Annotated in this window: 7 protein-coding genes; 4 read left to right on the top strand and 3 right to left on the bottom strand. The window is 62.7% G+C overall.

All coding sequences use genetic code 11. The annotated features are described in order from the left end of the window. The first annotated feature begins 17 nt into the window (after positions 1-17). Complete coding sequence (locus HNQ60_RS14380; RefSeq protein ID WP_184332936.1) at positions 18-5576, top strand: phospholipase effector Tle1 domain-containing protein; 5559 nt, start codon at positions 18-20, stop codon at positions 5574-5576. Next, positions 5573-6232, top strand: coding sequence for a hypothetical protein (locus HNQ60_RS14385; protein ID WP_184332938.1), 660 nt, complete (start codon positions 5573-5575; stop codon positions 6230-6232). Before HNQ60_RS14380 ends, HNQ60_RS14385 begins: the two co-directional genes overlap by 4 nt. Before the next feature lie 12 nt (positions 6233-6244). On the opposite strand, the gene HNQ60_RS27910 is transcribed toward HNQ60_RS14385, so the two are convergent. Both HNQ60_RS27910 and recQ read right to left on the bottom strand, forming a co-directional pair. After that, positions 6245-7864, bottom strand: a complete 1620-nt coding sequence (locus HNQ60_RS27910; RefSeq protein WP_281382743.1) for a methyl-accepting chemotaxis protein — start codon at positions 7862-7864, stop codon at positions 6245-6247. Between the two features lie 189 nt (positions 7865-8053). Next, entirely contained in the window at positions 8054-9964 is a 1911-nt protein-coding gene (gene recQ, locus HNQ60_RS14395; RefSeq protein ID WP_246433587.1) for a DNA helicase RecQ, read from the bottom strand. 124 nt (positions 9965-10088) lie between these two features. Between recQ and HNQ60_RS14400 the strand changes: the two genes are divergently transcribed. Then, positions 10089-11429 carry a spinster family MFS transporter gene (locus tag HNQ60_RS14400; protein WP_184332940.1) on the top strand — a complete coding sequence of 447 codons (1341 nt, stop codon included), beginning with the start codon at positions 10089-10091 and terminating at the stop codon, positions 11427-11429. A gap of 56 nt (positions 11430-11485) precedes the next feature. On the opposite strand, the gene HNQ60_RS14405 is transcribed toward HNQ60_RS14400, so the two are convergent. After that, positions 11486-11764: a PilZ domain-containing protein gene (locus HNQ60_RS14405; RefSeq protein ID WP_184332942.1), complete on the bottom strand. Its 279-nt coding sequence runs from the start codon at positions 11762-11764 to the stop codon at positions 11486-11488. Positions 11765-12110: 346 nt separating this feature from the next. Here HNQ60_RS14405 and murI point away from each other — a divergent pair, with 346 nt between their 5' ends. After that, positions 12111-13010, top strand: a complete 900-nt coding sequence (murI, locus tag HNQ60_RS14410; protein ID WP_184332945.1) for a glutamate racemase — start codon at positions 12111-12113, stop codon at positions 13008-13010. Positions 13011-13012: the final 2 nt, after the last annotated feature.

A 13012-nucleotide genomic window follows, 5' to 3' on the forward strand; every position in this document is an offset into this window, starting at 1 on the left:
TCGAGGCGGTGACGTCAGTGCGTCAGCGAGGTGCGGCGATCGTTGAGGCGGTCATCGCCCTGCCGATCCTGCTCGCGATCATTCTCGGCGCCATCCAGTTCGGACTGATCTACCAGGCAAAGGCGACGCTGAACTTCGCAGGGCTTCAGGCAGCCCGGGCCGGGGCGGTCAACAACGCCCGGCCAGAGGCGATTCGTGGAGGTCTCGCGCGGGGTCTTGCGCCATTGTATTCGCCGGACTCCTCGGTCGAGGGCGTCGCGCGAACGATCGCTCGAATCAACGCCGCGCTCGTCACCGATGCCCGTATCAGGATTCTCAATCCGACACGCGAAGCATTCGCCGACTTCGGTGAGGACGTCGAAGGCGTTCGCGAAATCCCGAACGACCGACTGCATTCACGAAGTACCACCCTCGGTGCGCTGAGCGGCGTGAACATCCAGGACGCAAACCTGCTGCGTGTCGAAGTCATGTACGGCTATGAACTGCAGGTGCCGCTGGTGAATGCGTTCATTGCCAGGTTCCTGCTGTCGACTGGTGAGCGCAGGGCGGCCTTCGATGCGTTCCAGCAGCAGTTGCTTCGTCGCGGGCGGCTTCCGATTGTGACTACGGCCACAGTGCGTATGCAGAGTCCGGCAAGGATGAGCGACGCGGTCGTATCGCGGGGCGAGCTTCCCGATCCACCACGCATTCGCGCGGACGCCCGGCCTCCGGATGATGGAGGAGGCGAGCGTAACGCTGGTGAACAGCAACAAGGCGAAGAGAGCGCGCGTGAAGACGGCAGCAGTCTGTCCGACGGCTTCCTTGGCTTTGGCATCGGATCCGGCGACGGCAGCGGTGGTGGTGCATCACCAGGAGGTGGTGGCGATGGAAGTGGCGGTGGAGGAGGCGGCTCCAGCGGCGGAGGAGGTAACAGCGGAAATCCCGCGCAGTGTCCGGCCGATGGCGGGTCGCCTTCTCCACCTGGGCCAACGTCGTCGGGCGCCAGCCTGCCGGGCGTCGGGCTGCCATCGCTCAGCGTTGGCGACTCGATCCACGTGGTGACAGGCAACAAGTATCACGAGGAGACCGATCTGCCGGCGGCGGACGGAGCCCTCGGGCTGATGTTCGCCCGGCACTACAACAGCGATGCCAGCAGACGAGTTGGGGTCATGGGTGCAGGTTGGCGCCACACATACGAGGCTTCAATCGTGCCGGGCGCGGACGGGAGCTCGCTGGATCTCTGGCAGGCGGATGGGCGGCGACTCCGCTTCGTGCGCGCGACCGATTCAAGCCAATATCTGCCTCAGCGCGGCGGCGAAGGTGAGGTGCATATCGATGCGAGCGGCTACCGCTGGCTGTGGCCCAGCGGACGCCAGGTCGTGTTCGACACGCGCGGCAGGTTGACGGCGCTGCGGCAGGGGGCCGACCACGTCGTGATGAAGTACGACGACGCAGGGCAGTTGGACCGAATGCGGGATTCGACGGGCCGTGACCTTCGTATCGACTATTACCCGAACGGACGCGTCGCGCGAGTCGTGCTCGGTGGCGAGATCGCGTGGCACTACGCATATGACCGCGTTGGCAATCTCGCGCAGGTCGTTTCTCCCGACGGACGTAGCAGGCGCTACGAATACACGGACGTGCGCCATCCAAATCACCTGACGGCGATCACTGCAGGTGCGTCGAGACCCGCGGAGTACGGCGGGCGAGGCCGATTCCTCGAGATTGCCCGCTGGGAGTACGACGAGCGCGGTCGGGCCATCATGTCGACACACCCCGGCGGCGCGGAGGAGGTGACGCTTGTCTACGATAAAAGCTTCACCGATGTGGCGGACGCCTTCGGGAAAGTGACGCGCCACAGCGTGACGAGTCGTGACGGCATAGCCTGGGTAACGGAGGTGCGTGGGCCGAGTTGCACGCCCTGCGACACGAGCGATGTGCGCTACGAGTTCAATCGCCGATACCAGGTCACGTCGATGCTGCCGAAGGCGGGGCCGTCGTTTCGGCTTCACTACGATGATCGGCATCGCCTCGTCGGCGTCGAGCAGAACCCTGGCGATGCGGATCAGAAGCAGACGAGGTACGAGTACGAGGGAGACGCGCTGACGCCATCGAGGATCCGATTCCCAAGTGTGAACGCGGAAGGGTCGCATGAGATCACCTATGCATACCGGAGCGATGGGCAGATCGATTCCATTCGCGAGACCGGGTACTCACCGACGTCGGCATCCGCGTTCAGCTCTATCGAACGCACAGTTCGATTCGCATACGACGCCGCTGGACGGTTGGTGGCGATCGACGGCCCACGGACGGATGTGGCGGACGTCATCCGCATCGGTTACGACGGACTCGGTCGCAGGACGCTGATCCGAACCCCCGAGGGAAATGAGCAGCGCATCGACGGGTTCTCTGCGATGGGACAGGCCCGGAGCATCCACAACACCGGGCTGCCGACCGTCAGTATCGAGCACGACTCCGGCGGCCGAGCGATTGCAGTGACCGAACTGCGTGCGTCAGGGAAGCGGACGATTCGATATGCGTACGACGTGCTCGGACGACTGACGGGCGTCACCGATGAGCACGGACGAACGCGAACCTTTGGCTATGACGCGGCCGGTCGGCCCGATCGCATCGGCGCCGATGACATGGATGCATCGATCAGGTTGCGATACGCGGCGGATGGAAAGGTCGCTGGCGCTGCGCTTCTGTCGAGAGGGGCGCCGATCCGCAACCATCGCTATGTCTACGATGACCGTCGGCGCCTCACGGAGATTCGCGATGGCCAGGGACCGCCGCTGCGGCAGCTGGAGTACGACGGCGAGGATACGTCTCCGGCACGGTTGATTGATCCGCTCGGGGAGGTCACCGAGCTCACCTACGATGCTTCGCATAGTCCTGATTCACTGACTGCTCCGGACGGGGGTGTAACGCGCTTCCAGCGCGACACACAGAGACGGCTCGTCGGCGTCACTGACCCGAACGACGCGAGAAGCCGCTATCGCTATGACGACTTCGGCAGGCGTGTGCTGGAAGAGACAGCGGATGGAGGTGCAGTGTGGAGTGCCTACGACGAAGCGCACAACATCGTGGAGCGCCGTCGAGCGAATGGTGAACGAACGCGATACGAGTACGACGCGGACAATCGACTGATCGCAGTCAAGAGCAGGGAAGGTGTCACACGCCTGACGTATCGAGGGCCACATCTCATCGCGATCGATGGGTATCGCGGCTCCGAGCGATTCAAGCGCGATCGCGATGGCCAGTTGACCGGGCACGCGCGAATCATCGGAGGCCGGGTGTTCCATGATGGCCGGCGCTTTGACGGGTCCGGGCGTCTGATCGAAAGAGCGATGCCGTCTGGCCTGCGCTTGAAGTACTCCTACAACGAGAAGGGAGGGCTGAGTGCAATCACGCTCGATCGATTGCTCGGCGACACACCGATAGTTTCGCAGTCGGGCCAGGGTGCCGGTGCGCAGAGCCGTGCCGTCGCCGCCATGCATCCCATGGGCCGGTTCGTGTATGGCAATGGCATCGAGCTGCACAATCTGCATGACCTGCGCACAGGAAAGCTGGCGAGCCGGGAGACTCGCGGCGTATCAAGCGCACAATATCGATACGACCAGGCAGGTCAGACCGTAGCGATCGCAACGAATGATGGTGAACGACGGTATGAGTACGACACAGTCGGTCGCCTCAAGTCGGCGAAGCTGCCCGCGGGTGATTTCAGCTATCGCTACGACGCCAACGGGAATCGTCTGTCCACCGCCGCTCTGCTTCGCGTGGATCGAACAGAGTCGAATGCATGGAAGCTGCGGTCTCAACCGGCGGATGGACGCGCGCCGACTGCAGGCAAACCGCTGGAGCGCGAGCTGCGCTACTCCGCCGGGTCCAATCGACTCAGGGAAGTAAAGCAAGAGCACACCAGCTCCGCGTACAGCTATGACGCGATGGGCAATCCCATCCGGGCGGGAAGCCGGAACTACGAGTACAACAGCGAAGGGCGACCCTACCAATTGTTCGTCGGCAATCGCCTCGTCGCGACCTACGCGTACAACCTTGCCGGCGAGCGGATCAGCAAGACCTTGCATGGAGGGTCAGGGCCGGGGACCACCTTCTATATATATGAGAGGCACCAGCTCATTGCCGAGGCGGATTCACAGGGGAGAATCGCCCGCGAGTACGTCTATCTCGGGCGCCACCCTGTCGCGCTGATCGAGCGCGGCCGGATTTTCTGGATTCACACAGATCACCTCGGCACTCCGATTGCCATGACCGACGCCGATCGCCGTGTGGTATGGAAAGCCGACTACGAGCCGTTCGGAAAAGCGCACGTACTCGAAGATCCTGACGGCGACGGCGCCCTCGTGTCTCTCAATCTGCGATTCCCGGGCCAATACGCCGACGCGGAATCCGGCACGCACTACAACCTCACGCGTGACTACGATCCTTCAACCGGCCGCTATCTCACAGTGGACCCGCTGGGGCTGTACGACGGGACCAATCCCTATGCGTACGTGCACGGCAGTCCCATCAGCAACACGGATCCCCTGGGGCTCTATCTCTTCGCATTCGACGGAACGTGGGTGAATCGCACGAACGGGACGCTGACGAACGTGGAGTTGTTCAGGAGGTACTACGACCCGACGATGGATGAGAGGAATTCGTTCTATAGGCGAGGGATTGGCACGCCGGCAGAGGGCGACACCGACTGGCGAGACTCAGTCGACAGGATACTGGGAGGGGCTACGGGACTAGGCGGACGGGAGATCATCGACGATGCACTGAACCTCCTCGATCGCCTGATTCGGGGTGGAGTACAGAACGTTCAGTTCGACGGTGTCATAGACATAGTGGGTTTCAGTCGCGGAGCAGCCATTGGTCGTGCGTTCGCCAACGAAATCTATTCCCGGATGGACGGCGGCCACTACCGCCACGCCTTGTCTCGCGACGGGTCCTGCAGATCACTACGGATTCGATTCATGGGGCTGTTCGACACAGTGGCAGCCTTTGGCATCCCCACGAACGACACGAACATCGGCTACGACCTGACGATAGATGATCGAGTGGGCACGGTGGCTCATGCAATCGCCCTGAACGAGCATCGAGCGGCGTTCGATCTGATCTCGATTCAATACTCCGAGCACGCGGCGAACACGAGTCAGTATCGTCAGGAGCGAGCGTTCATCGGTGCTCACTCAGACATAGGTGGAGGCTACGCAAACGGAGATCTCTCTGACCTTGCATTGCGTTGGATGCACACGCAAGCAATTGTTGCTGGTGTACGCATGACGCCGCTTCTCGATGAACACCTGGCAGTCAGTGCGCCACTGCTGCACGACGAAAGGAGATACCCGGCCCAGGATCGGGAGATTTTCTATCCCAACGATCCGCTATGGGAGCGTGAAACCTGCCCACTCCCGGTGATCGCGTGTGCAGTCTGGGAGCCATCACCGACACAGCGCCAGGCAACCGCACCTCAGTTTCAGTTCCCTGAGCTCCGGGACATGATCAGAGAGAGTCGGCAGAGCGATGCCGTGCGCGGGGTCGTGGACATGGAGCGCTACCGTGCTTGGTTGCGAAGTCGAGGTCAGCTGTGAAGGGCGTTGTTCGTCTTCTACCGCTGGCACTCTGTTCGTGCCTTCAAGCAGCGCCGAACCCAGGGGAGATACGAATAGTCAATCTGGGTTCCCGCTCTGTTTCGGCTTTCACGCTGGTCGGCTATCCGTTTCGGGACGTCGGCCTCGATCGACGCCCCGGCGAGGTACTGACTCCCGCCTTCGGTACCGATTCCACGACCCTGGAGCTGTATTGGAAACTTGATGACGGTACGGTCCACGGCCAGGAGCTGGAACTCTCAGACCACATTCCTCCGGATTCCGACAATGACCCGATTGTCGTCGGCATTCATGACGACGGCCTGTCTGTCACATGGGCGAAGGTCGATCCGTTGTGGATCAAATACAGCCGAACCGGTAACCCAGGAATCTACCCACCTCCAACGGTGCCTTACTACCTGGGCTGCCATGGGCGATTGCTCGAACATCCTCTTGCCAAGGAAGCGTGGAGCGGCAATGCGCAGGAGTTGCTTGATCGCGATTCGTCCGCGTTGGTGGATGAACATCGCTGCTCGCTGGGCTGGTACATTCCGCGCTCCAACCGTACTCGGTCGGAGCCCGACGAACAAACAGCCCGCCGTCTGCGCGCCGAATGGCAGGCACAGATCGAGGCGTACAAGAAGCAGCAGCGGGAGTAGGCCGCGCGAGTCTTACGCAGCCTGCCAATACTCCTCAGGCTGATGAGCCGGCTGTTCGCTGGCGTCGTGGTGGTGATCGGTCGCTCCGTGGCGCATCGTCTCGCCGCGCGTGCGGAGCCTGAAGAAGCTCACCTCTGATACCAGCGACTGAGTCTGTTGCTCCATCGTCTTGCTGGCGGCGGCGCTTTCTTCCACCAGTGCGGCGTTCTCCTGCGTGGCGACGTCCATTTGCGAGACGGCGCGATTGACCTGCTCGATGCCGGTCGCCTGTTCTTCGCTGGCAGCGGAGATCTCGGCGACGATGTCGGTGACCTTGCGGACGCTCTCCATGATCTCGGCGATCGTCTTGCCGGAGAGATCGACGAGGTCGCTGCCGGCTTTCACCTTGTCGACGGATTCGCCAATCAGGGTCTTGATCTCGCGGGCAGCGGTTGCGCTGCGCTGTGCAAGGTTGCGGACTTCGGATGCGACGACGGCGAAGCCGCGGCCCTGTTCGCCCGCGCGAGCTGCTTCGACGGCTGCGTTGAGCGCGAGAAGGTTGGTCTGGAACGCGATCGAATCGATCACGCCGATGATCTCGCCGATCTTGCGGCTCGAGTTGCTGATCTCCGCCATCGCGGCGACCGCTTGCTGAACCACCGTGCCGCCCCTGTCCGCCTGGTTGCGTGCGCTTGCAGCGAGTTGATTCGCTGCGCGTGCATTGTCGGCATTCTGTTTCACAGTGGCCGACATCTCTTCCATGCTCGCTGCCGTCTGCTGGAGGGCAGCAGCTTGTTCCTGGGTGCGCTGACTGAGGTCGTCGTTGCCGCCGGAGAGCTGACGTGCCGCGGCGCCGACGGTGTCCGCGTTGTAGCGGACCGTGCCCACGACCTGGACGAACTTCTGGTCGACCTTGTGCAGCGTGGTCAGGAGCTGGCCCAGCTCATCGCCGTTGTGGCGGGGCATGTCGAATCCGAGTTCGCCGTCGGCCATGCGATCGAGTGACTTCATGACAGTGTCGATGCCGGTCGTGACCCGGCGCATCACGAGCAGCGATGTGATGAGAGCCACCACTGCGGCAACCGCGAGCAGAATGCCGCCTGCGACATGGGCGCTGGAAATCGTCGCGTTCGCATCCTGTTCCGCGTCCGCCGCGTTCTTCTCGATGCCATCGCTCACCGTGGAGAGCTGGTCTTCGAGCTCGGAGAAGGTCGAGAGGAACGAGGGCAGCATGGCGCTGGCGGCCTGTTTGTCCGTGGCCGCAGTCTCGACGATCTTTTCGGCACTCGAAATATATGTGTTCAGCGCGGGGCCGACAGCGCTGAGCGCATCGTGCGCCTCGCCCGTTGCCAGCTCGTTGTTCGCCGCGATCATTTCGCGGAAGTGCTGGCTGTGCTCCTGAAGCTGTGTCTTCGCTTCGCGCTTTTCGTCATCGGATTGAGCCAGCAGGGACGCGAGCACGTCCGCGCGAAGCGCATCGTGCATCATGTCGCCTTCCATGTGATTACGCAGAACGGTGCCCGTGACGACGACGTTCTGAAGGCCGCTGCCGGCCGCGGACATGCCGCGCCATCCGGTGCCGCCCAGCACCAGCATCAACGCGAGCATGATGGCGACCAGCGCCACGAGCCGGGTTCGAATGGTCAAACGCATGAAGCGAAACTCCGAGAAACCCCCTGTATGAATGCTCCTATCGGCCACGCTGGGCCAAAGTGGCGGCAGGAGCCTCGAAATCAGGGAAAGGATTAGCCTGGGAGATGGGCTGACCGTTGATCAAGCAATCGTCGGCACGGTTCATCGCATCGCACCAGCGCCGAACTTTGAACTGGTTCCGGGCCGGCCTCAGCCGGATATGGCGTCGCCCCGGACCGCGGCGATGAAAAGCTCGCCGTACTTCTCGAGTTTCCGCTGGCCAACCCCGGCGATCGTCGCGAATTCGTCGAGTGTCGTCGGCTTGCGCGCCGCAATCTCCCGCAGCGTGGCGTCGTGAAAGATGACGTACGGCGGCAAGCCGTTCTCGTCGGCGAGCCGCTTGCGCAGCGAACGCAGCGTCTCGAACAGCGCGACGTCCGCAGTCAGCTCCTCGCCCGGAGAGGGTTCGCGCTTTCCTTTCTTCTTTCTGGGTCTCTGGAGGGCCTCCGCGATCATGATTTTGCGCTCGCCCCGAAGCACCTGCCAGCTCTGTGCGTTGAGGATCGCGACGGGATAGCCGTCCTGCGTTTCATCGACGAGTCCTTGCTGCACGAGGGCCCGCGCGAGGTGCCGCCATTCGTCGACGCTGTGTTCCTTGCCGATGCCGAAGACGCTCAGCGATTCGTGGCCGCGGTCGATCAGCTTCTGCGACTGCCCGCCGCGAAGGATCTCGATGAGGTAGGCCGCGCCGAATCGTTCGCGACGCTGGGCGAGCCGCGCGACGCACGACAGGTATTGCTGGGCCGGCACCGTCCAGTCCTTCAGTTCGCGTGGCTGCAGACAGTTGTCGCAAGCGTTGCACGGCGGATCGAAACTCTCGCCGAAGTAACGCAACTGGATCGCCCGGCGACATTCCGTCGACTCGGCGTAGTTGAGCACCTGGCGCAATTGATGGCGCGCGATGCGCTGTTCGGCCTCCAGCGGTTCGCCGCTGACAGGATCGATCTTCTGCTCGATCAGGAACTCCGCCGTGCGAATGTCGCCGGCTCCAAAGAACAGAATGCACTGCGCTGGATCGCCGTCGCGGCCGGCGCGACCGGATTCCTGGTAGTAGCTCTCGAGTGTGCGCGGCAGGTCGTAATGCACGACCCAGCGGACGTCGGGCTTGTTGATGCCCATGCCGAACGCGATCGTCGCGACCACGACCTGCGCATCGTCGCGAATGAAGGCCTCCTGGTTGCGGCGACGCTCATCCGCTTCGAGCCCGGCGTGATAGGGCAGCGCCCGAACGCCATCCTCCTGCAACTTGGCGGAGAGCTCGTCCACTCGCTTGCGCGAGAGGCAATAGACGATGCCGGCCGCGTCCGACGTCCTCGAGAGCGCCAGCAACTCATCGTACGTGTGGCGTTGCTTCTCGCGTACGGCGTACTGCAGATTGGGTCGATTGAAACTTGCCAGGTGAGTCGCGGGTTTCCGCAGCGCCAATTGCACGAGGATGTCTTCCCGCACACGGGGCGTCGCCGTCGCGGTGAAGGCATGCCACGGGGTATCGGGGCAGCGCGAGCGTACTTGTGCCAGCTGTCGGTATTCGGGACGGAAGTCGTGACCCCATTCCGACACGCAGTGTGCCTCGTCGATGACGATTGCGGATATGCCTGGCGACGCCGCGATCCTCGGCAGCGTCACGTTGAGGAACTCGGATTGCAGCAGACGTTCGGGCGCCAGATAGAGCAACTTGAAGTCACCGCGCAGGAGTCCGGCGAATCGTGCGGCGGCTTCACCCGAAGCCAGGCTCGAATTGATGAAAGTCGCGGCGATGCCATTGTCGATGAGCTGGCGTACCTGGTCCTGCATCAACGCGATCAGCGGCGAGACGACCAGCGTCACTCCCGGCTTGAGAATCGCGGGCAGCTGGAAGCACAGCGACTTGCCGCCGCCGGTTGGCATGATGGCGAGAAGATCGCGTCCCGCGAGCGCGTCGCGAACGATCGCTTCCTGGCCTGGGCGGAACGACTCGAACCCGAAAGCGCGCTTCAGGCTCTCGGCGAGCGTGTCCGCCGGCTGGGGCGAGAAAAGGGAGGGCGTCATCGTGGAGGGCATGTCGAGCGCGCATGATCGCATTTCAGATCCGCGAATCGGCAATTCTTTTCCGATTGATTCGTCCGGAAATGCCGCTCACGTGTCCATCGTGCTAGGTTCGCGGGCGCTCGAACCGGCGCAGCTGAATCGCAGCGGGTGACCAGGAATGACTGATTCGCAAAAGAACGCGCGCTTCGCGCTCGCCGTGCTCTTCGGCGTGAACATGATGAATTTCTTCGATCGGCAGGTCGCGGGCGCGCTGGCCGAGCCGATCCGGCTGGAGTTCGGTCTCAGCGATACGCAACTCGGTGTGGTGAACACGGTCTTCGTGCTCGTCTATGCGTTCGCCGGCGTGCCGCTCGGACGGCTCACCGACAGCTGGCTGCGCACGCGGCTGATCGCCATCGGCGTGACGGTATGGAGCGTTTTCACGGCTGCATCCGGTTTGGCGAAGACCTACACAGCGTTCCTCATCACCCGTATTGGTGTCGGCGTCGGCGAAGCGAGTTGCGCGCCGGCGAGCCAATCGCTCATCGGCGATCTTTATCCACCGCATCGTCGCGCCCGGGCGATGGGGTTGTTCATGCTTGGATTGCCGCTCGGGCTGTTCGGCGCGTACATGCTCAGCGGAATCATCGGTGAGCGTTGGGGCTGGCGTGCGGCCTTTCTGGTTGCTTGCGTGCCCGGACTGATCCTGGCTGGACTCGTATTGCTGATTCGCGAGCCGGCGCGTGGCGCATCGGAGTCGCGTACGGCGGTTCAGCCGCAATCGGGCCAGTCGCAATCGGACCAGTCGCCGTATCTTTCGCTGATGAAGATCCCGACCCTCTGGTGGATCGTGTTGTCGGGGATGCTGTTCAACTTCAACTCGTATGCGGTGAACATTTTCCAGTCACCGTTCCTGCAGCGCTTTCACGAAGTCGGCCTGCGCGAGGCGAGCAACATTTCCGCGGTCTCCCTGGGACTCGCCGGTGTGTTTGGTCTGATGTTCGGCGGCTGGATGGGCGATCGCATGCACGCGAAGCGCGAGAATGGCCGGCTGACGCTGGCTGCAATCTGCCTGCTGCTCGCGGCACCGTGCGTGTTCATGGCCCTGCAGCAGCCGAAGGGCAGCGTCGGTGCCTTTGCGTTGCTGATGGGCATGTCGACCGCACTGACGTTCGCTTACTACTCGACTGTCTACAGCGCCATTCAGGATGTCGTCGGACCGCACCTGAGAGGTACCGCGGTGTCGCTGTACTTCTTCGCGATGTACGTGCTGGGCGGAGCGTTCGGCTCGATGGCGATGGGCGCATTGAGTGACTTCTTCGCGCACGAGCAGATGATTGCGGCGGGCGCGACGGAGATGGCGCCGGCGTTCAAGGCAGCCGGCCTTCACTCCGCGATGCACGTGATGCCTGTGCTCATGCTGCTGTGTTCGGGGTCGCTGTTCGGAGCAGCCCGCACGGTCGAAAGCGATATTCGCAAGCAGAGAGAGCAGGGCGCGGTAGCGACAGCGTCAGTCTGAATTTCGCTCGCGTGAGTCTGGGGCGCGACGCTGATCGTCGCGCTGATCGCGTCGGGTCAGCGAGTCCCGGTGAGGCTTTCCATCATGAGCCCGGTACCGCCCTTGGAGACGTGCGCCACGATGGCGGTCCGGCGATGGATCTTGGTCACGACGCCGAGGTTGATGGCGAAGGCGAGGTGCACGGTCGCGCCTTTCTTCAGACCGAGATTCTCGGTCTCGATGAAGACGCCGTTGGCGCTGAGGTTGCGTGCGCGGCAGAGTTTGCCGGGACGGCCGGGAATCGAAACATAGACCGCGGTGCGGGCCCGGTGACGAGTGTGGAGGCGTCGCTCCATGGTCAGTTCCCCGTCTCGATCTTGTTGTTGTCCACGCGGAAATTGGCGCTGCGCATAGTCGACGTATTTCTGGAGAACACCAGCCTCACGTCCTCATTATGCCGTGACGTATTGCACATGCGAAGCAGGATGTGAGGGTGTTATGTCTTGACCATCCACGCTGAGCATCATAGCCGCGGGGAAAGTGTCGGAATACCGAACAAGGGTACTAGTCTTCGGTCGCGAACTGTCCCGCAGATTCACGCTGCAGTGCACGCAGCAACAGCAGAATTCATTCACACTGCGGTTCGTTCCGGATACCGGGCAGTTTTTCGAAGCACTGCGAATCGAGCGAGAGCGAGGGGCGATGAGTGAACGGCCGGATGGCTTCAGGGATTCCCCGGGTTCGTCGAGTTTGGGCGCGTCGAGTTTCTCCTCGCCGATCACGCGTCAGGACCTTCCCATCGGCGTCTTCGATTCCGGCGTGGGTGGGCTGACTGTTCTGCGGGCGCTTCGCGGCCACTTGCCCGATGAACGCTTCATCTATCTGGGCGATACCGCGCGGTTGCCGTACGGGACGAAGAGCCGCGATTCGGTTCTGCGCTATTCGACGCAAGCGGCCGAGTTCCTCATTCGACGTGGGATCAAGTACCTGGTGATTGCCTGCAATACCGCTTCGTCGGTTTCGGTGGAAGCACTTCGCGAGCGATTCGCACCGGTACCAGTCATCGGCGTCATCGAGCCCGGCGCCACCGCGGGGTGTGCTGCGTCGAAGTCCGGGGAGATCGGCGTGATCGCCACGGAAGGCACGGTGCTGGGGGGTGCCTATCAACGTGCGATAGCGGCGATCCGCCCCGATGCAGTGGTCGTCGCGCAACCGTGCTCGCTATTCGTTTCGCTCGCCGAGGAAGGGTGGACCGAAGGGCCGATCGCGGAAGCCATTGCGCATCGATACCTCGATGAGGTCTTTGCGTCGCATCCCGCGATCGACACGCTGTTGCTGGGGTGTACGCACTTTCCGTTGCTGATCGACGCGCTGAAGGCTGTCGTTCGGCCTTCGGTGGCCATCGTGGATTCCGCCGAGACCACCGCCGTTGCCCTGGCGAAGGATCTGGTTGCGAGAGATCTCGCGGCACAACGACGCCGTGCACCAGCAATCTCGTTGATGGCGACGGATGGCCCGCAGCGATTCGCGCGGGTAGGCAGTCGATTCCTGGGGGAGGAGTTCGAATCGCAACAGGTCGAGCTCGTCGACCTGATGGGTTAGCG

Origin of the sequence: Povalibacter uvarum, assembly GCF_014202975.1 — a bacterium.
Classification (GTDB): Bacteria; Pseudomonadota; Gammaproteobacteria; order Steroidobacterales; family Steroidobacteraceae; genus Steroidobacter; species Steroidobacter uvarum.

Coding starts and splice junctions, on each gene's coding strand:
- murI (WP_184332945.1), top strand. CDS start 12,111: ATGAGTGAACGGCCGGATGGCTTCAGGGATTCCCCGGGTTCGTCGAGT.
- recQ (WP_246433587.1), bottom strand. CDS start 9,964: ATGCGATCATGCGCGCTCGACATGCCCTCCACGATGACGCCCTCCCTT.
- HNQ60_RS27910 (WP_281382743.1), bottom strand. CDS start 7,864: ATGCGTTTGACCATTCGAACCCGGCTCGTGGCGCTGGTCGCCATCATG.
- HNQ60_RS14405 (WP_184332942.1), bottom strand. CDS start 11,764: ATGGAGCGACGCCTCCACACTCGTCACCGGGCCCGCACCGCGGTCTAT.
- HNQ60_RS14400 (WP_184332940.1), top strand. CDS start 10,089: ATGACTGATTCGCAAAAGAACGCGCGCTTCGCGCTCGCCGTGCTCTTC.